18 protein-coding genes and 1 pseudogene are annotated in these 18,999 nt (G+C 62.4%); 12 read left to right on the top strand and 7 right to left on the bottom strand.

Annotated elements, in window-relative coordinates; translation table 11 throughout:
- Positions 1-159: 159 nt before the first annotated feature.
- Both MSIMFI_RS00170 and MSIMFI_RS00165 read right to left on the bottom strand, forming a co-directional pair.
- Complete coding sequence (locus MSIMFI_RS00170) at positions 160-1,026, bottom strand: DUF4344 domain-containing metallopeptidase (protein ID WP_191495674.1); 867 nt, start codon at positions 1,024-1,026, stop codon at positions 160-162.
- A 34-nt stretch (positions 1,027-1,060) separates the two neighbouring features.
- Positions 1,061-1,885, bottom strand: a complete 825-nt coding sequence (locus tag MSIMFI_RS00165) for a hypothetical protein (RefSeq protein WP_224770013.1) — start codon at positions 1,883-1,885, stop codon at positions 1,061-1,063.
- Here MSIMFI_RS00165 and MSIMFI_RS27600 point away from each other — a divergent pair.
- Together MSIMFI_RS27600 and MSIMFI_RS00160 are read left to right on the top strand one after the other, a co-directional pair.
- A complete protein-coding gene (locus MSIMFI_RS27600; protein ID WP_224770012.1) occupies positions 1,875-2,129 on the top strand; it encodes a hypothetical protein in 255 nt (84 codons plus the stop codon). The two genes, MSIMFI_RS00165 and MSIMFI_RS27600, sit on opposite strands and share 11 nt — an antisense overlap.
- 125 nt (positions 2,130-2,254) lie before the next feature.
- The gene (locus tag MSIMFI_RS00160; RefSeq protein WP_224770011.1) at positions 2,255-5,086 is read left to right on the top strand and encodes an MMPL/RND family transporter; all 2,832 of its coding nucleotides are present in this window, start codon (positions 2,255-2,257) and stop codon (positions 5,084-5,086) included.
- 32 nt (positions 5,087-5,118) lie between these two features.
- Here MSIMFI_RS00160 and MSIMFI_RS00155 read toward each other — a convergent pair whose 3' ends face one another.
- Positions 5,119-6,045, bottom strand: a complete 927-nt coding sequence (locus MSIMFI_RS00155; protein WP_191495672.1) for an antibiotic biosynthesis monooxygenase — start codon at positions 6,043-6,045, stop codon at positions 5,119-5,121.
- 53 nt (positions 6,046-6,098) lie between these two features.
- On the opposite strand from MSIMFI_RS00155, the gene MSIMFI_RS00150 reads away from it, so the two are divergent.
- From MSIMFI_RS00150 to MSIMFI_RS27595, 4 genes and pseudogenes are all read left to right on the top strand, one after another.
- On the top strand, positions 6,099-7,343 hold the full coding sequence (locus MSIMFI_RS00150) for an FAD-dependent oxidoreductase (protein ID WP_191495671.1): 1,245 nt from the start codon (positions 6,099-6,101) through the stop codon (positions 7,341-7,343).
- Between the two features lie 23 nt (positions 7,344-7,366).
- Positions 7,367-7,936 carry a DUF4389 domain-containing protein gene (locus MSIMFI_RS00145; RefSeq protein WP_191495711.1) on the top strand — a complete coding sequence of 190 codons (570 nt, stop codon included), beginning with the start codon at positions 7,367-7,369 and terminating at the stop codon, positions 7,934-7,936.
- 26 nt (positions 7,937-7,962) lie between these two features.
- Positions 7,963-8,559 carry a class I SAM-dependent methyltransferase gene (locus tag MSIMFI_RS00140; protein ID WP_396819207.1) on the top strand — a complete coding sequence of 199 codons (597 nt, stop codon included), beginning with the start codon at positions 7,963-7,965 and terminating at the stop codon, positions 8,557-8,559.
- A 126-nt stretch (positions 8,560-8,685) separates the two neighbouring features.
- Positions 8,686-9,205 (top strand): annotated as a pseudogene (locus MSIMFI_RS27595) (PPE family protein); the annotation flags it as partial.
- A gap of 386 nt (positions 9,206-9,591) precedes the next feature.
- Here the strand turns inward: MSIMFI_RS27595 and MSIMFI_RS00130 are convergent.
- Both MSIMFI_RS00130 and MSIMFI_RS00125 read right to left on the bottom strand, forming a co-directional pair.
- Positions 9,592-12,111, bottom strand: a complete 2,520-nt coding sequence (locus tag MSIMFI_RS00130) for an FtsX-like permease family protein (RefSeq protein ID WP_224770010.1) — start codon at positions 12,109-12,111, stop codon at positions 9,592-9,594.
- The gene (locus MSIMFI_RS00125; protein ID WP_396819205.1) at positions 12,108-12,848 is read right to left on the bottom strand and encodes an ABC transporter ATP-binding protein; all 741 of its coding nucleotides are present in this window, start codon (positions 12,846-12,848) and stop codon (positions 12,108-12,110) included. The genes MSIMFI_RS00130 and MSIMFI_RS00125 overlap by 4 nt, the downstream gene beginning before the upstream one ends.
- 211 nt (positions 12,849-13,059) lie before the next feature.
- Here MSIMFI_RS00125 and MSIMFI_RS00120 point away from each other — a divergent pair, with 211 nt between their 5' ends.
- Both MSIMFI_RS00120 and MSIMFI_RS00115 read left to right on the top strand, forming a co-directional pair.
- Entirely contained in the window at positions 13,060-13,407 is a 348-nt protein-coding gene (locus MSIMFI_RS00120) for a VOC family protein (protein WP_191495668.1), read from the top strand.
- 94 nt (positions 13,408-13,501) lie between these two features.
- A complete protein-coding gene (locus MSIMFI_RS00115; RefSeq protein WP_191495667.1) occupies positions 13,502-14,188 on the top strand; it encodes a cutinase family protein in 687 nt (228 codons plus the stop codon).
- A 62-nt stretch (positions 14,189-14,250) separates the two neighbouring features.
- Here MSIMFI_RS00115 and MSIMFI_RS00110 read toward each other — a convergent pair whose 3' ends face one another.
- Positions 14,251-14,460, bottom strand: coding sequence for a helix-turn-helix domain-containing protein (locus tag MSIMFI_RS00110; protein ID WP_191495666.1), 210 nt, complete (start codon positions 14,458-14,460; stop codon positions 14,251-14,253).
- Positions 14,461-14,925: 465 nt separating this feature from the next.
- Between MSIMFI_RS00110 and MSIMFI_RS00105 the strand changes: the two genes are divergently transcribed.
- From MSIMFI_RS00105 to MSIMFI_RS00095, 3 genes are all read left to right on the top strand, one after another.
- Positions 14,926-16,332: a WS/DGAT/MGAT family O-acyltransferase gene (locus tag MSIMFI_RS00105; protein ID WP_191495665.1), complete on the top strand. Its 1,407-nt coding sequence runs from the start codon at positions 14,926-14,928 to the stop codon at positions 16,330-16,332.
- A gap of 101 nt (positions 16,333-16,433) precedes the next feature.
- Positions 16,434-17,219 (top strand): heavy metal-binding domain-containing protein, encoded by a 786-nt coding sequence (locus MSIMFI_RS00100; protein ID WP_186243185.1) that lies wholly within the window; start codon positions 16,434-16,436, stop codon positions 17,217-17,219.
- Positions 17,219-17,599 carry a DUF5073 family protein gene (locus MSIMFI_RS00095; RefSeq protein ID WP_191495664.1) on the top strand — a complete coding sequence of 127 codons (381 nt, stop codon included), beginning with the start codon at positions 17,219-17,221 and terminating at the stop codon, positions 17,597-17,599. The genes MSIMFI_RS00100 and MSIMFI_RS00095 overlap by 1 nt, the downstream gene beginning before the upstream one ends.
- A 33-nt stretch (positions 17,600-17,632) precedes the next feature.
- On the opposite strand, the gene MSIMFI_RS00090 is transcribed toward MSIMFI_RS00095, so the two are convergent.
- On the bottom strand, positions 17,633-18,088 hold the full coding sequence (locus MSIMFI_RS00090) for a hypothetical protein (protein ID WP_186245766.1): 456 nt from the start codon (positions 18,086-18,088) through the stop codon (positions 17,633-17,635).
- Positions 18,089-18,367: 279 nt separating this feature from the next.
- On the opposite strand from MSIMFI_RS00090, the gene MSIMFI_RS00085 reads away from it, so the two are divergent.
- Positions 18,368-18,997 (top strand): TetR/AcrR family transcriptional regulator, encoded by a 630-nt coding sequence (locus MSIMFI_RS00085; protein WP_186243187.1) that lies wholly within the window; start codon positions 18,368-18,370, stop codon positions 18,995-18,997.
- Positions 18,998-18,999: the final 2 nt, after the last annotated feature.

Genomic DNA, 18,999 nt, shown 5'->3' with positions numbered 1-18,999 from the left:
GCCTGAATAGTGCATGAACTCTGCCCAGCCGAGACTTGTTCCGCCGGCGGGGCATGGGGACGTCGCGAGCTCGCCATCGCGCACAACATCGGCGCAAGTCCGCCAGCCGAATCCGCTTGCGTACGTGCCGAACACGGCAGTGGCGCCGACGGGCGTGGCTCAGCTGGGTTTCTTGAGGTGTGGCCCCAGCATCTCGTGCCATGCCCTGGACATGTTCTGAAACTCGTCTTCGCAATTGCCGGCGCGGTCTTCCGGCAAGTCGCCGGAGGTGACGATATTCGCGTTGGTTATCGGATCTGAGCCATAGATCCAGCACTCCCAGTTGTACATGCGCGTGATGTCCATGGAGTGCCCGTCCCAGAACGGAAGATCGTTGGCATCGCCGGCCTCTTTCGCGCTCAGCTTCCAGTCCTGGGCGGTGTCGGTGGCGATACGAACGCCGTTGGGGTAAGGCTTTCCGTCTGCGCCCGGGGTTAGGAGCATGAACGCGGAGAGCTGATCGGCCACGTCTTCCTCGCGCCCGGTGAACGCCAGCTGATAGATGGCCAGGGTGGCGTGTCCGAGTTCGTGATAGAACCCGGAGATCGTCGCATCGACCGCGGCGACCACCGGATCCGGATTACCGTTGTTTGCAAACCTTTGCTCGCTTTGCTGGATGTCCTCGTAGCAGAGTTGTATCTCGTTGACGTTGGGGTCCCAGTAGTCGTTGGCCTCGCCGCATTGCTTGCCGACGGCCCCCACGTCGTAAGGCAGATTCAAAGTGTCGTTGACCTGCTGGGCGACTTGTTCTAAAAGCGTGGCGTCCTGCATGAGCTGACGTCCGCGCCGTGCCTCTGGTGTGTCGGCGTCCTCATAGCGAATGGTCATGTTCCCGGGCGATGCGGGCTCGGCCGATGATTTCGCCACTTGACTCGATGGCTGCCCCGACTGTGACTTGTCGTCCGCTTGGTGACTGCTGGACCCGCTGCATCCCGCAGCAAACATGAGCGCGGCCAACGCCGCGGCCGAAATTGCTGCTCTGGTCATGGTGTTAACTCCCCTCATAAGCCACAACCCAGTCTCATGGCAACGGCTTCTTATCCGGCTTTGTCGCTGAACCGTGTGAGACCTGTGCAGAACGGTACAACGGCCGCCCGCGTCCGGGATCGCATTGCCGTCTTACGGGTTGGACAGCAGCGCCCGCAAAATTGTTGCCGCCGCGGCCGGTGCCTCGTGCTGCCCAATAAATTGGCTTGGACGCCAGGGTGCCCACCACGCGCCGATAGCTGCCGGGGTTTTCCGCGTCGGCCACGGTGACGACGGGAAGGGCGGCGATTGTGTGCTTTTCCTTCAACCACATTGCACCCAGCGGGATACCGACGATCGCATACATCGACACCATCAGAACCAGGACCGGCTTCCAGGCGATTTCCCAGCCCAGGCGGCGTCGCGAGATCGGTAATGCTTGCAGCTGCTCATCGAGTTGACGGCGACCGAATCGAAAGACGTACCAGGCCAATACGCGCGCCAGCGCCATACAGGCCAGGACGACTAATCCAACAATGCCGCTCGCCCGAAAATAGAATGTACTGTCGCCTTGGTTGATCGTCGCCGCGAGCATGACGCCCGGGATCGGCGCAGTGAGAAGCAACAGCAGCGCGTAGGACGGGTGGTTGGTTAGGTAGGAATAGGTAACCGTCCACGAACGGTTGCCGCCGTACACGGTCACGGGTCCGATGTCGGCGCCCACGACGGGAGTCCAAGAGCCCTGTACCATTCGCGGTTTCACCAGGGAGCGCACGAACAAGAAGCCGAAGATCAGCGACATCGCCAGCGCGCCCCAGAACACTCCGTCGATACGGCCGCCGGTGCCAGGCACACCAAACGCGCCGTGGATGTCGATCATCCTCGCGATAAAGCGCGATAACGAAGGTCAACGGCATCGCGAAGAACAGTTCGAGCAGCCACACCTGAATGAGCTGGGGGATACGGGATCCGATCCGGTCAAACGCCAGCACACGTTGCCAGATGAACCGAAGGACACCCATGGTCGGGCACCCCAGCGAGCAGGGAATGCGAATGACCAGGATTTCCGCGTATGCCGTCGCGCTGACCAGCTCACGCGAAATTTACTGTTGATCGGCGGCTGAGGTGATTGAATGATCTAGATCGGTTGGTGGCTAGCGTCAGGATGTCACCCGAAGCGAAGGCGATGCACTAGTTGAACAGAATCAGCCGGCAACGTGATGCCTGACCGGCGGCTAAGGCTCATGTGGTGATTGCTCGATTTATCGATCGCTTCGCGCTATGGATCGTCGGTTTGTGGTTGGTCGCTGCCGTTGTCGGCAATGCCATGGCGCCGCAACTCGAAGCGCTCACCGCCGCGCGGGATCAACCATTTGCGCCAGCCGGCACCGCGAGCTGGCATGCGTTGCAACAGTCGGCAGCGGCCTTCTCGAAGCCGCCCACCGACAACCTCGGATACGTGGTCTTACAACGAGACGGACCCCTGACCGACCGCGACCGGGCATTCTGCGATCAACTGGTCGCCGCGCTGGACGCCGATGACCAGCATGTCACCGATGTAGTGGACTGGTGGGCAGTCCCCGTCATGGCGGGGCGGAGTTTTAGCGCCGACCATCAGGTGGCGACAGTATTCGTGCGGTTATCGGGCATGGTCGGAACCACGCACGCCAACGAGTCCGTGCAAGCCGTGCGCAACATGGTGAAAGATTTGCACCCCCCCGACGGCCTGCAGGTATTTGTCACCGGTCCTGGCGCCACGATCATGGACGAGTTCGCGGCGATATACCAGCAGATGAAGTTCATCGTGCTGATGACATTCGCGGTGCTGTTAGTCCTGTTGTTGATTTTCGACCGATCCCCGATCACTGCGATGGTGCCATTGGTGACGGTCGGCTTGGCCTTAACCGTGGCCAAGCCGATCGTCGCCGTCCTCGTCGAACGCGGTGACATCGGGGTTTCGGTATTCGCTATCGGGCTGAGCATTGCTGTGGTTGCCGGTGTCGGTACCGGCTTCACGATATTCCTGATCGGGCGTTACCAGGAACGGCGACGACAACAATTCGCCCCAGCGGATGCGTTCGCGGACGCCTACCGGGGTGTGGCACCGACAATCATCGGTTCGGCACTCATCGTGGTGGTGCCCCTGGGCTTTGTGAAATTTCTAGACTTCGCCCGGATCAGTGTGTTCGGGCCAACCGGAGCCCTGTTAACGATCGGCACTCTCGTGGTCGCGGCGGCCACACTTCCCTTCACGCCGGCGCTCATAGCGCTCGCTGGCCGCGCCGACTTGCTGAACCCGCCAGCCCGTAACCGGGTGCGGCGCCGGTTGCGGCGGCTCGGCATCTATGTGGCGCGCTGGCCAGCGCCGATCCTGGTGGCCAGCGGCGTGCTGGTTTTCATTCTTATGGTCAGCCTGCCTGCAGTGCCGATCGGGTGGGACGAATCTGCGGCGACCCCGGCCAACGCCGAATCCAACCGCGGGTACCAAGCGGTCGACGGTCACTTCGCCGCCAACCAACTATTGCCCGACGTCGTCACCATCCAGACCGACCACGACATTCGCAATCCCGCGGGTCTGACTGCGTTGGAACGAATCACCGCCGCAATCATGACGGTTCCCGGTGTGCGCATGGTGCAGTCAGCCAGCCACCCCACCGGGATGGTGTCCAAACAAGCCGCGTATTCAACTTCGGCAGGGAATTTCGGTGATCGTCTCGACGAGTTTTCCGACCTCGTCGCGTCTCGGGGTGCGGCGTTCGCCGCTCTCGAAACCGCGATCGCCGACATGACGAAGTCGATCGACCTCACCGAGAATGCGATGTCGCTCGGCGCCTACGGAATCGGTGGGGCCGGTTTGGCCGTCCATCTCATGCAGGAATCGATCGCCAAAGTTCGGGGCCGCGCAGCTGACATCTCCGACATTTTCGGACCGCTGCGCAATCTCGTCGCGGGGCTACCGAACTGCACGACAACCCCGGTATGTGCTGCTGCCGACGAAGCGGTCCAATGGTCGAACACCGTCGTCGACAGTTCGGTGAAGCTGGCTGATACGGCAGAACAGCTCGGGCAGCAGGTTGCGGAGGGCGCCGCAAAGGGCGGTCCATCCAATCTGCCGATTGCGATAGCCAAGATCACCGGTCAGCTGGAACAGCTACGAGCCTCAGCAGAAGGCGTGATTGGCACCGTCAGCGCTGCACGCCCGGTACCAGCGCTGGAGCTACCCGGCTATTTGCAGAACCTTGTGGCGGCTTCTCAGGGCTCTCCGGGAGCAGACCTCTACGCCTCCCGAAAGATTCTGACCGACCCCAATATGCGCGTTCTGCTGAACGATTTCATTTCGGCAAACGGACGCGCGACGCGTCTTATCGTCTACGGCGATGGGCAAGAGTGGGGCTCTGATGGTGCCGAACGTGCTCGTGCCATCGTGGCCGCCGTGGCAGACGCGACCAAGGATGGCACGCTCCAACCGACCGCGGTTGAACTCACCGGCGTCGGACCCGCCACCCGAGACCTTCAGGATCTGGTGGGCAGCGACCTGATGCGGATGGTTGCCACCACACTCGTCGTCATCTTGGTGATCGCCGCGATGCTCCTGCGAAGTCCGGTCGCTGGGTTTGTCGTTGTTGTCACCATCGCGATCTCGTACCTGTGTGCACTTGGCGCCAGCGTGCTGATTTGGCAACGAATATTCGGCCAATCATTGCATTGGTCGGTGCTGCCGATCGCCTTTGTGTTGCTGGTCGCCGTGGGTTCCGCCTGCAACCTGCTTTTCGCGCTGCGCATCCGCGAAGAACGCTGGGCCGGGCAACGCACCAGCATCATCCGCGCGTACCGCGCGACCGGAGGAGTTGCTACAGTCGCCGGAATCGTTGTCGGCACAACAATACTCGCGCTTGCTGCCAGCCATGTGCTGAGCATTGCCCAAATCGGTGTCACCGTCGGCCTCGGGCTGTTGCTGGACGCGCTTGTGGTGCGCGCTTTCGTGTTGCCTGCCGTTATGGTTGTGCTGGGCCGCTGGCTGTGGTTCCCACGGCGACAGGTTACCTACGACGAGCAGGTGTCTGAAGCTTTGACCGTTTGAATTGCCGAGGCGCACGAAATGATCAGCGCCAGTTAGTCGCCCAACGTGAAGAGCAGCACAAGTGCGGCGTAGGCGCCGAGGAGCACTGCAGCCCCCGCCAGACCGATGCGGACCGGCGCCCCGTCGATAGGGTCCAACCACCGCCGGAACGGGCGCGATGCGATCGGTACGAGAACCCATTGCAGCAACACAACGCTGACGACATTGCCCAAGAACATCGATACCGCTGGCCCGATTCCGAGCTGCTTCAGCGCGGGTGCCAGCGACTTGGCCAACACGAGCACGGTCGGGTACAAGCACAGCAACACCAGCATTGCCGACTTCCAACCCGGTGTGATTTTCGTTTGCCCGTCGGCAACTCGAACGGTCGACCCGAATGGTGCACTGCGAGGCAGTTCGGCGAAGTCGCGGGTCAACTCGCCCCGCAGCCGCGGCAGCGCTTCTTGCCGTTCGCGTGATCGAATCCATCGCGTCAGCTGGCTCGGGGTGCGAAAGCGAAGCACCGTCATCCACTGCCCGGAGGCATCCGCGGGAAGCAGTGTCGTCCCTTCGTATCCGGGAAATCCGGAGCTGATGCGCGTCAAGTTACCTTGGGCTGCAATGAATTCGGTTTCCTTGCCGGGCGACACGCTGTGCAGGAAGACACCGAGGTTCGCGGGTGGCAATTCGCCCTCGGCGAGGATGACTTCGGAGGCAGCCCGCCAGCATCCTTGTTGTTGGCCTTCGGAAAGTATGGCCTGGCGTTCCGCGCCGTCGAGCCATGCGTCGAGCCGTTCTGCGCTGTCGAAGGAGGCTTCGAGCGCCCAATCGAGTTGACTGGAGCTTTGAACCGATTGGCGCGCGCTGACGTATCCAGAAGTATGACGAGCCGCAGCGAGGTATCCGGCTGCCCACCGGCCGAATCGCTCGGGATCGGAGGGAGGATGGAAGAGCGTTATCGCGGTAGCGCTAACAGTCATGTCAGTTGTCTACCACCTTGCTCAGCAGCCCCACTGGCGTCATCTGTTCAGTCGTGAGTACGAAGCGGCCGGGACGCCGGCTTCGAGGAGGGCCGCTTCGGGTCCTGGTCGTAGGCGCCGGTGTGAGTGGGATTTCGGTGGCTCGCGGATTGCTGCGCGACGGACACGACGTCACCGTCTTTGACCAGCGGCCGAATTCGCAGGCGGGTGGCGGCGCCGTCACCATATGGCCCAACGGCTCTACCGTTCTGGCTCAGCTGGGTGTCGACATGGATGGCGCCGGTCAGCTGTTGTCCAGCGTGCGAGTGTTGACGTCTCGGGGTCGCCGGCTCGCCACCCTGGACGTGACGGCGATGGCGAACCAGTTGGGCGCACCTGTTCGGATGGTTCCGCGTCGTGACTTGCTCAAGCGGCTGTTGGACGGCATCCCGAGCGGTCGCATCCGATGCAACTGCCGCGCGGTAGGAGTGCTCAGTACTCCTACCGGAGTGCTGGTTGACTTTGAAGACGGCAGCTCGGTTGAAGGTGATTTGTTAATCGGTGCGGATGGCCTGCATTCGATAGTTCGACAAGTTGTAGGCGCGCCGGGCGCGGAACCGACCGGCTGGTGCAGCTGGCAGGGACTGATCGCCTTGTCAGACGTTGTGGACGACAAGCACGTCGCTCAGGTCATTATCGGCAAGCACGGAAACCTGGGCCTCTGGCCCGCCGGCGGCTCCGATCTTCAATGGTGGTTCGACCTGCCGTGGTCCGACGACTTCATCAGGCCGCAATATCCGATCGCCGTTATCCGATCTCACTTCAGTGGATGGTCGGATTCGGTCGATCGAGTCCTGGCCGCATTGACCGACGATCATCTGGCGCCTTCGCCTTACCCGCATTTTCGGCATCCGATTCCCCGGCAGGGTCAAGAAGCGATGACGTTGCTTGGCGACGCGGCTCATACGATGCCGCCGACACTGGCGCAAGGGACCAATCAGGCGCTGTTGGACACGATGGTGCTGTGCAAGGCGCTTGCGGATCTTTCCAGCGCAACCAATGATCTGCCGAGCGCGTTGCGCTGGTATGAGAAAACCCGGAGGCGTAGGGTCGCCGCCGTGTCCCGGGTGGCTTCGCTGCAGGTGGCCCACGGCGAGTCGGTGCTACGACCTGCCGCGTTGTTGTCGGACCGGCTCCACACCTGGGGCCTGCTGTTGTTCCTCCGGTTGACGAGTCACCGCAGGATGTCCGCAGCGATCACTCGTGACCTTGCGACCGCGACGAACACCCCCATTTGCACGGCTGGGTCTGGGCTATGAATCATCCGGACGATCCGGTACGAATTCGAGGCGATCCCGGCACGCCGTCGCGTTGGCTCTGGCTCGTCAAGTGGTGCGTGCTGGCCGTTCCGCACTATCCCATACTGATATTTCTCTATCTGGTGTATCCGGTGCTGACGATTGTTGCCGGCGTTGCGATCTTGTTCACCGGACGCTATCCACGCCCCATATTTGAGTTCAACGTCGGGGTGCTGCGCTGGTCGTGGCGGGTCATGAATTACCGATTTCCGATGAACAGCACCGACAGGTATCCGCCATTTAGCCTGTCGTCTCGCCCGGACTACCCGGGCGACCTAGAAGTCGACTATCCGGAACGGCTCACAAACTGGGCGGTCCTGGTGAAGTGGTGGCTGCTGGGACTTCCTCAGATACTGCTGTGCTGGGCGATGGAGCCGCTGCTGCAAGTGCTTTGCGTCATCTCCGCGGTGTGGTTGCTGTGCACCGGCAGACTCCATCCGGGCATGTTCGATCTCCTGATGGGAATTGTCCGGTGGCGTTATCGAGTGGCTGTATATGTATCGTTGATGCGTGATGACTATCCGCCGTTCCGACTGGATCTAGGTGGAACATAACGCGCCGTAATCCCTTATTTCCGTATGTGTATCGGCTCGGACAGCCGATCTTCGACCGGCTGTTCTATAACCGGTATCGTCGGGCGGCGATCATGAATGCGACCGGCCGGCTGCTGATGATTGGTCTTGGCCCAGGGGCCGATTTAAAGTTTGTACCGCCTACGGTGACCTCGGTCACCGCTGTGGAACCGGTGGCGGCGTTTCGGCGGATGGCGTCCCGTCTTGCCCGTCGCCACGGCATTGCAGTCGACATCGTCGATGGGATGGGAGAGTCGATTCCGTTCCCGGACAACAGTTTCGACTCAGTACATGTCGGATTGGTGTTGTGCTCGGTAGCTGATGTAGGCGCGACTCTTGGCGAGATTCGGCGTGTGCTCGCACCGGGAGGCAGGTTGGTCGTCCTCGAACATGTCCGCGGGGATGGCGCGATGGGTCGATTCCAAGACCGGATCGCAAAGCCATGGTCGTGGGTTTCGTCCGGTTGTCATCCGAATCGCCGAACCATCGACGCAATTGCAGCGGCCGGATTCGATACCTCGAGACTGCGCAGCATCCCACGAACGATGGTGCCGCCCCCGTGCACGCCTCATCTGCAAGGATTTGCCACAGTAATCGAGGAGTAGTGCTTCGAATCGACACTCGGTATCTTGAACCTTCCCATTGACGAGGTATAAACTCAAATTCTGCCGTTTTGGCGCCGGGGGATAGGTGCGGCGGGCCTGAAAATAAGTAAACAGGGGGCTGTGGTGATGAATTTCTCAGTATTGCCGCCGGAGGTCAATTCGGCGCGGCTGTTCTCTGGTGTGGGTTCGGCTCCGATGTTGGAAGCCGCCGCGGCCTGGAATGGGTTGGCGGATGAGTTGGCCACAGCGGCGTCGTCATTTTCGTCGGTGACGTCGGGGTTGGCGAATCAGGCCTGGCAGGGTCCGGCGGCGGAGGCCATGGCGGCCGCCGCGGCTCCGTATACGGCGTGGCTGAGTGCGGCGGCGGCTCGTGCGACAGGGGCGGCTGGGCAGGCGCAGGCGGTGGCCGACGCTTTTGAATCTGCGCGGGCGGCGACGATTCATCCGCTGGCCGTGGCGGCCAATCGGCAAGGGTTCGTGCAGTTGGTGTTGTCGAATTTCTTCGGCCAGAACGCGCCGGCGATTGCGGCCGCTGAGGCCCAGTATGAGGAGATGTGGGCCCAGGATGTGGCCGCGATGTTCGGCTACCATGCCGGGGCCTCGGCGGCTGCCACTCAGCTTGCGCCGTGGCAACAATCACTGCGAAACCTGGCGACCCAGCTCGCCGGAGTGCTGGGCCTCAATCCAGTCACCAACCCGGTACCCGGCGACCTAAGCCTAGAGAGTCAAACCCAAAGTTTCGGCCCGTTCACAATCACGGCTCTTGGCGACTCCGCCGAGAATAATTTTGTTGGACTTGTTGTCGAGAGCCCATTCTTTAACAATACGTTGACTTCTGGGCAAGAAACCTCGCTTGGCCTAGGTGCGCCCGGACAAACCGTAAATCGATTCGAAAGTCCGGTGCTACCGTTCTTGAATAGTTCGTTCGCCCTTCCTGTGACGGATCCCTTGGCGCCGCTCTTTATTGCGCTTCTCCCACTCGGCCTCTGACGCCGCCGGTGGGTTGGCCTGGCAGCGATCTGCGGGAGGACCCTACTCGACGCCGACCGCCTCGATGATGTTCAGTCGTGCCGCCCGCCGCGCCGGCGGTACGGAGCCGAGGAGGCTGATCGCCAGCGCTCCGATGGTGAAAACCAACGCCATTGAGCTTGGGCGGAAGCCGACCGCGAAGTTCATCATGTCGCCGCTCACCAGGCTGAACAACCACTGGTCGAGCAGGCCGAACAACAGTCCCAAGACACCGCCGACAATGCCGAGGGCCGCCGCCTCGGCCAGCACCGTCTGCAATGTGACCCGGCGGTTGGATCCCATCGCCCGCAGCACCCCAATTTCGCGACGCCGTTCCAGTACCGAGAGTGTCAGGGTGTTCAGGAGTGCCACGGCGGCTACGACAACGACGATGAGCCACACCGCGTTGGCGATGTACATGCTTTGATGCAGCGGTGCTTCCAAGCCCGCCACGGCCGCACGACCGTCATACACATAGTTCGATGCCGGCACTACCCGCCGGACATCGGCCAACAGGCGGTTGGTATCCACGCCACGGTCCGCGGTGATCTGCAGTGTGGTCGGTTGCGGACGGTCGAACCACGTTCGCAGTTGGTCGAGGCTCATTCCGATGGTGCCGATCACCGTCGAGAAGTACGGCACCAAGGCCAGCACGACCGTCTGCTGTAAGCCATGCGGCGTTTGTAGCCGCAATTGGTCACCAACCCGAACATTGAGCGTCTTGCCTAGATTCCGTGAAAGCACCACGCCTCGACCGGCCAGCACCTCGTTGCGCAGGTGCTGATCGAGGGCGCGGTAGAGCGCGTCGGCCGTTCCGGCGGAGAAACCGTCGAGCATCACGCGAGTCCCGCCCACGACGGCGAACGCGAATGCGCCCTCGGTCACGCGTGCTACCCCTGGCACCGCTGCCACCTTGTCGGAAATGCCTTGCGGGAGAACGTCGGTGGGATAACTGTCCGGAGGATCTGCGCTCACCCACACGTCGACCTCGGACACCGGCGAGAAGATCGCTCGTGCCGACCGGATCATGTCGCTGTTCGTACCGGTGATCGCAACGGTGGTGATGACTGCGATGAGCACTGTCATCACGGTCGCCCAGACTCTGCGTGGCGCCCGCTCGATCGTTGCTGCCGCGAGAGCTCCGACGGATCCGAACATTCGGGCTGTTGCGGCGGTGGCTTTGATAATGGGCCCCGCAACTGCGAAGCCCAGCGCGATCTGGGCACAGAACACCGTAGACATCGCGGCGAAGGCCAAAACGCCTTTCTGGTTGACGACCATGAGGATCGACAACGCAAACACGGCGACGGCTCCAACCCCAGTTGCGATCCGCAGCCAGCGCGACACGCGATCGGCCGCTGAAACTCCGACCGGTGCCAACGCCTCGATCGGTGAAACCTTGTAAACCTGCCGGGCAGCCATCGCAACTGCAACCACACTGGTCAGTGCCGTGGCCGCCACGGCGGCAGGTATCGCGTAGCCGGGCAGCCAGTACTCGACCCGGGCCTCTAGACCCTGGGTCATCGTCGGAGGCAATCGGCCAATCGCCATGCGGCCCAGCAGTATTCCGGTGCCCGAGCCAATGGCCCCACCGATCAGTCCGAGTATCGCCGCCTCCGCGAGCATGTCGCGAACGATCGTGACGCGTCGTCCACCGATCGCGCGCAGCATCGAGATCACCGGTCGGCGCTGCGTGATCGCCATGGTCATCGTGGTGTAGATCAAAAACGCACCCACCGCCAACGCGACCATCGCGCCCGTTAGAGCCATGTAGTTCATCATCTTGACGCCGTCGCCGGCGCGCGTCGCGCGCACATTCGGCTCCGCGACGATTGCCCGATTGTTCACCGCGGCCGTGATCGACGCGCGAACGGCGGCAACGTCAGCATTTGGTTTGGTGGTGACCAGAATCGAGTCGAGCTGACCTCGTCGTCCGGAAACATTCTGAGCGGTAGCAAGTGGAGCAAGCACATAGTGCCCGCCGTTGAGATCCGCGAGGCGTTTGCCCGCCAACACCTCGATGACGGTGACTGAACCCGAGCCCAGTTGAAACGTTTCGCCTTTCGTGCGACCCACACCGGGTCCGACGCGCACACCATTGGGTACCCGCGAAGGTGTCGCCAATTGCTGTTCTGCCCCACCATCTTTCAAAGCATCTTTCAGCGCACCATCCAGCGCGGCAATGTTCGCGTCTGCCCCCAGCAGCAGAACCGGTCCAGTCGGCGTGGAGGCGGTAGCCCGGATCATCGGTACCGCCGTGGCAACGCCGGGAACCGCGGCTACGTCTGCGGTGATCGTGTCGGGAAATCCGGCATCGGTGATACCCGACACCTCCAGCGCGGCTATGCCGGCGATCCCGTCGGCGAGCCTGTTGACGGAACCGCTGATCGATCCGAAGATCCCGAGAATAGCGACCAGATACATTGCGGACACTGCCATTACGGCAATCGAGGCGGTAGTGCGCCGCCGGTGCACAACGAGTTCGCGCAGGCTGAATACGCGCCACCGGCTCGCGGCAGCCGTTGTCGCGCGCCCCGGTCTCACCCGGACACCACCGACAACTCGTCGGAGCTGACCCGACCATCCTGCAGCATGATCACCCGATCGCTGGCGGCCGCGGCGTCGGAGTTGTGCGTCACCATCACCACGAGTCGACCGTGGCCGTCCTCGTGGGCCAATTCGGCTAGCAGCGCCAAGATCGAAGCGCCCGTCGTGGAATCGAGGTTCCCGGTTGGCTCGTCGGCAAGGATCAAGGGTGGATCCATCATCAATGCCCGCGCCACGGCAACGCGCTGCATTTGCCCGCCGGATAGTTCCGCGGGTCGGTGCTCGGTCCGGTCGGCCAGTCCCACCCGGTCCAACAACCGAACCGCATCCGGCTTGGCGACGCCCAGTCGGACACCGTCGAGCAGCTTGGGGATCGCTACATTCTCCCACGCCGACAGCGTGGGTAACAGGTTGAAGAACTGAAAGATGAATCCCACGCGCCGATGGCGGAACTCCGACTGCTGCTCATCGCTGAGTCGGCCAATCTCATCGCCCGCGAACGTAATCGACCCGGAGTCGGGGGAGTCCAGCGCGCCGAGCAGATGTAGCAACGTGCTCTTGCCGGCGCCCGAGGGTCCGACGATCGACACGAAATGCCCGCCATCAAGCCGCAGGTTGATCGCGTCAAGTGCACGAACGCGTTGGCCACCGACTTGGTATTCGCGAACCACGTCTTGTAATTGGATGGTCAGCTCGCGTGTGAGCGAATCGGCAGCGTCGACTCGTTTGCTCATGGCCCTCCCGCCAGGCCGCTCCAGTCACGTAACCCTGGACACCTTCCCCAAAGTGCCGATATGAGATATCACGAGGTCGACCCCGGATTGGTTCGATGGCACGGAACCGACCAGATCAGATTGGTTTGCCGACGTGGCGCGGCCCATTGCGAAGAATTCTTGAAATTGTTGAGCTGTAACAGGCGCACGCCGCTGAAGTAGTGTTGACCGGATGATCACCGGTGCCCATGTCATCATCTATAGCCGCGACGCCGAGGCTGACCGGGCGTTTTTCCGCAACGTTCTGGGCTACCCCCATGTCGACGCAGGCGGTGGCTGGCTGATCTTCAAGCTGCCTCCAGCGGAGATCGCCGTGCACCCTACCGCGGCGGCGGATTCTCACGAGCTGTACTTGATGTGCGACGACCTCGCAGCCACCATCGACATGCTCAACGGCAAGGGCGTCGAGTGCACTTCGCCGACGGAAGAAGGCTGGGGCCGGCTCACCATGATCACGCTTCCCGGGGGTGGTCGACTGGGCCTCTATGAACCGCAGCATCCGCGTGCGACGGACCTGTGAACAGCATCTTGCCCGCGGTCACCGCCAGGCATCCGTGACCGAACATTCGGACCCTTAGGTGATGCGAAAGGTATCCATCGGGCATTATTGACGCGTGAGAGCATCCGTCATCGCTAGATTCGCTGGTGCGGCAGTTGCCGCGACGTGGGCACTGTTGATCGAACCCGTCCCCATCGCATCCGCGATTCCATCGCCGCCGCCCAACCCGGCGTGCGCGGATGTCGAGGTGGTATTCGCCCGGGGCACCGGCGAGCCACCGGGCGTTGGCGAAACCGGAGAGGCATTCGTCAACTCGTTGCGTTCGAAGATTGGCCCGAAGTCCATGGTGGTCTACGCGGTCGATTACCCAGCCACGACCGATTTCCCGACCGCGATCGACGGAGTCAACAACGCGGGCATGCACATCGAGCAGACGGCGGCTAACTGTCCTAAAACCAAGATGGTGCTGGGTGGATTCTCCCAAGGTGCGGCAGTGATGGGTTATGTCACCTCCGCGGCAATACCCGATGGTGCACCCGAGGACGCTCCCAGGCCGATGCCGGCCGAGGTCGCGGATCATGTCGCCGCGATCACCCTTTTCGGAACGCCGTCGGCCCAATTCATCAACTCGATCGGTGCGCCACCGCTGATCATCGGCCCGCTGTACGCGGCCAAGACCACCCAGCTGTGTTCTGCTGGCGACCCCGTCTGCTCCAACGGAGGAGACTGGGCCGCGCATAACGCGTATACCGACGACGGAATGGTCGAGGAGGCGGCGACTTTCGCCGCGAGCCGCCTCTAAGGCGTGTCAGCCAGACTTGGTGGTGTGGCTAGCCAGCGTGGCATCGCTGAGGACGATGCGGATCACTCGGCGCGTGATGCCAGACCGAGTTTGGTGAAGATCTTGCGCAAGTGGTAATCCACGGTGCGGCGACTGAGAAATAACGACGCGGCGATGGCGCGGTTGGTTTGTCCCTGGGCGACGAACCGGGCGATCTGCAGTTCCTGAGGTGTCAGCTGATCGGCTGTGGTGACGTCTCGCTTGCGCGCGGACTCGCCGGTGGCCTGTACCATTTGCGGTCGAACTCACATCGATCCCGCTCAGTGCCTTCGGCCTGTCCGCGCCGGTCGGTCTGTATGCCGGCGCTGCAGCACAGCGCAATCTCATTGAGGCCATCGATGCAAAGACTGCTGACTTCACTGATTCGAGGGAATGCCGATCTGGAACGGAGCCCCCCGAGCACCCGGGGCGGGCCGGGTGTCGATCCGCGATCCGCGCGGCCACGCGCGCTCGTGACGAGGGCTGGAAAGACGTTTAGGTTTCGTTTTGAGTGGGAATCCCTCGGCCACCCGGGGGTGCACGCGCATACGGGCTGTCTTGTTGTCTCCAGTTCCACTGACACGCGATGACTTGACCAATACCGTCACAATTTTTTAACGCGGAAAACCCTTGTTGGGGGCTAGATCTGGCGATTTCGGCTGTCTAAACTTTTGTGCGGGGTGGGGGAGTTCCAACATTTTCTAGTCGAGCGGGCGGCTATGGAACGACTAACCGGATTTGACGCATTTTTCCTCTATCTGGAGACGCGGACGCAACCGCTGAACGTGTGCTGTGTTCTGGAATTGGACACATCAACGATGCCAGGCGGCTATACGTACAGCCGGATGCGCGCCGCGTTGGCGAAGCATGTGAAAGCGTTGCCGGAATTTCGGATGAAGCTCGCCGACACCCAGTTGAACCTGGATCACCCGGTGTGGGTGGACGACGAGAACTTCCAGTTGCGCCGCCACTTGCACCGAGTCGGTGTGCCGGCGCCGGGAGGACGCCGGGAGCTGGCTGAGATCTGTGGATATGTTGCGGGATTGCCGCTCGACCGCGACCGACCGCTGTGGGAGATGTGGGTGCTTGAAGGCGGCGCCCGCCATGACGCAGTGGCGGTGATGCTCAAGGTCCACCACGCCATGGTCGACGGGATCGCCGGGGCGAACCTGCTAGCCGAGCTATGCAGCCCGGTGGCCGATGCGCCGGCCCCCCAGCCGGTCGGTGGCACGGGTCGAGCCAATCCGCTGCAGATCGCTGTAAGTGGATTGATGGGTTTCGCTACCCGCCCGTTGCGCTTGGCCACGTTGGTACCGGCAACGATGGTGACCTTGGCCCAGACGGCGCTTCGGGCACGCGAGGGCCGCACCATGGCCGCACCGTTTTCAGCACCACCGGCGCTGTTCAATGGCGCCGTCGGCAAGGAACGCAACATCGCCTACACCCAGCTTGATATGCGCGACGTCAAGAGAGTCAAGGACCGGTTCGGGGTGAAAGTCAACGACGTGATTGTGGCGTTGTGCGCCGGGGTTTTGCGACGGTTCCTGCTGGATCGTGGCGAGCTTCCCGACACCCCGCTGGTCGCCACGGTGCCGGTGTCGGTCCACGATAAGTCCGACCGACCGGGGCGAAACCACACCACATGGATGTTTTGTCGGGTGGATAGTCAAATCAGCGACCCGGCCGAACGAATTCGCACCATCGCCGCCGGAAACACCGCCGCAAAAGACCACACCGCCGCCATCGGCCCCACTCTGCTGCATGACTGGACGCAATTCGGGAGCGCGGCGATGTTCGGTGCCGCGATGCGCATCCTGCCCCGCATTCCGATATCCCCCAGCCCCGCCTTCAACCTGATTCTGTCGAACGTGCCCGGCCCGCCGACCCAGTTGTACTTCCTGGGGTGCCAAGTCGACTCGATCTATCCTCTCGGTCCGATCCTGGGCAGTGCGGCGCTCAACATCACCGTGATGTCGCTTAACGGGCAACTGGGCATCGGGATCATCTCGTGCCCCGACGTCCTGCCGGACCTGTGGGGCATGGCCGATGGGTTCTCCGAGGCTCTCAAAGAGCTTCTGGAATGCAGCGACGACCGCCCGACAGATGGCGACGACCTGGATTCCTGAGTTCGACACTGTTCGCTGATGTCGCACGTTATGCGTGTGCAACACTGCCCTGCGGCCTACGCTGACCGAGATCGCACGAGGGCCGCAGGAGGACAGGGACAATGCAACCGAACCCACTCGATCCAGTTGCCAGCGAACGGCTATCGCATGCCGGGAAAGTGTTCACGTCGGATCTGTCGATCAACGAGTTCGCGCTCCTGCACGGGGCAGGTTTTGAACCCATGGAACTTGTGATGGGCGTCTCCGTGTATCACGTGGGCTACCAGTTCACCGGTATACGGCAACAATCGGAGCTGCCGGTGCTCACCGACGCGACGTATCGCGCCCGCTGGAATGCGATGTCGAGGATGCAGGCCGAAGCCGATTCACTTGGCGCGGACGGCGTTGTCGGCGTCCGACTCGAATGGCGCCATCAGGGCGAGGGCGAGCATCTCGAGTTCATCGCCGTCGGGACGGCTGTGCGGTACACCGCCAAACCGGGGGCGTTTCGACGTCCCAATGGGCAAGCGTTTACCAGCCACCTGTCCGGGCAGGACCTGACGACGCTGCTGCGGTCCGGGTTTACACCCGTTGCCTTCGTGATGGGCAACTGTGTATTCCACATTGCGGTGCAAGGTTTCTTGAGGACGCTGAGCCAGGTTGGGCGCAACGCGGAGATGCCGCAGTGGACGCAGGGCAGCTACCAGGCGCGGGAGCTGGCGATGTCGCGCATGCAAAGCGAAGCCGAGCGAGACGGCGGAACCGGTGTAGTCGGTGTGCATTTCGCTATCTCGAACTACGCATGGGGACACCACACGGTGGAGTTTTATGTGGCGGGAACGGCGGTGCGTCGAAGCGGCGAGCCGCAAAGCATCACGCCGTCGTTCGTCCTCCCGATGAGTGGCTGATGACCGGCTTCGACCAGGATCGCGTCAGCCGCGCCGTCGGGTCGGCTTTGGCTGGCCCCGGGGGAGTCGGGTTGGTGGTCAAGGTGTTTGCCGCAGTTCCCGGCGTGGTGCACATCCCGGCCCGACGGGGGTTCTTCCGATCGGAGCCAGAGAGAATCCAGATCGGTGACTGGCGGTACGAGGTCACCCAGGACGGTCGCCTGAGCGCCGCCCATGTGGTGAACGGCATCGTGCTTGCCGATACCGTCCTCGCGGCCGGCGCCGTCGGGCCGCACGTCGCCCACGCACTCGCGAAGGTAGTGAGCAGCTTCGGGCCAAGCATTCTTCCGAGCATCGAAGCAGCACTGGAGATGCTCGAGACCTTCGGCGGCGGGTACTGAAACCGTCGCACAAACATTTTCACGATTATCGCGTTAGCGATTGCGGTGTCGGCTGTACAGCATCGACGTGCCGGCCCGGACCACGCCACGCAGTGCGTAGGCCGCAGTCACCACCGATAGCAGGATCAACAGGATGAATGTCGGTAGCCAGTTGCTGCGGTGGTGGTTGACATTCCACCAAACGATCGTGAACAGCACCGCACAGATCAGTAGCACGATGTCGCGCCAATTGCCCTGGTAGGACGCTGCGGCCTTGCGCATGGCGCGACCCCGGTCGGAAGCCTCGATCAGGTCGTCGATGCGGGCATCGATGGTGCGCTGCAGCTCGGCTCGTCGTGCGGTGGCCTCCGGTGGGAGCCGATCGAGCAGTTCCATGTCCTGCTTGATCATCCCGCGAAAGTCCGGTCCTCGGAACTGTCCGGCCGCAATCGCCAGCATCGCGCCACCAAAAATCGGCGCACTGTTCAGCGCAAGCTGTCCCACACCCATCACGCCACTCCTCGGTCGGTACATCGCCAGTATCGGCCCGTTGAGGATCGCTGAACTTGGGCAAAGGATCAACCGCCGCGCGGGTGTAGTCGGCCAACAGATGTTGCGCGGGTCCTTGTGGATGATGTGAATCGCCTTGACCGACAACCCGTTCGGCACCAGGAGGGCGAGCTGCGGTGTACCGCCGACCTTCTCGAATTCGGTGGGCCGCCACCACAAGCCCGGCGTCGTCGACGCGGGTGCTAGCCCCCAGTGGACGCAACCACTACCATCCCGGGAATGGCGGAAGCTGGCGTCAATGGGCGGCGCACCAACCGGCGAGGACTCGCGACCCGGGAGAGCATGTTGGAGAGTGCCCTGCGATCACTGGCGTCCGGCGATCCCGGGGCCGCGTCGGCTAATCGCATCGCCAAGGAAAGTGGCGCCACCTGGGGAGCTGTGAAGTACCAATTTGGGGATATCGACGGGTTTTGGGCGGCTGTATTGCACCACACCGCGCAGCGGCGCGGCGAACTGCCATCGAATGCCGTCTGTGGCGGTCCGCTGCGTGACCGCGTCGCCGTCATCATCGATACCTTGTATGTGGGGCTGACTTCGACCGATTCCCGGGCCATCGAGACGTTGCGCAGGGCGCTGCCCAATGACCGCGCCGAACTCGAGCGACTCTATCCCCGCACCGCTGCCGAATTGTCGTCCTGGCAACACAGCTGGGCACTGGCCTGCCAGAAGGCGTTTGCCGGCCTGGATGTCGACCCCCGTCGGATTCGCGAGGTGGCTGCGTTCATCCCGGGCGCGATGCGGGGGATCACCTCCGAAAGGCAGCTGGGCACGTATTCGGACCTCGATGAGGCGCGCCGCGGGCTGACCAACGCGATCGTTGCATACCTGGAAAATTCTGGCTCCGAATGATT

The organism is Mycobacterium simulans, from assembly GCF_900232995.1.
Lineage (GTDB): Bacteria > Actinomycetota > Actinomycetes > Mycobacteriales > Mycobacteriaceae > Mycobacterium > Mycobacterium simulans.
Note: the sequence above shows the minus strand (reverse complement) of the source record. Positions and strands in the feature narration are given on the sequence as shown.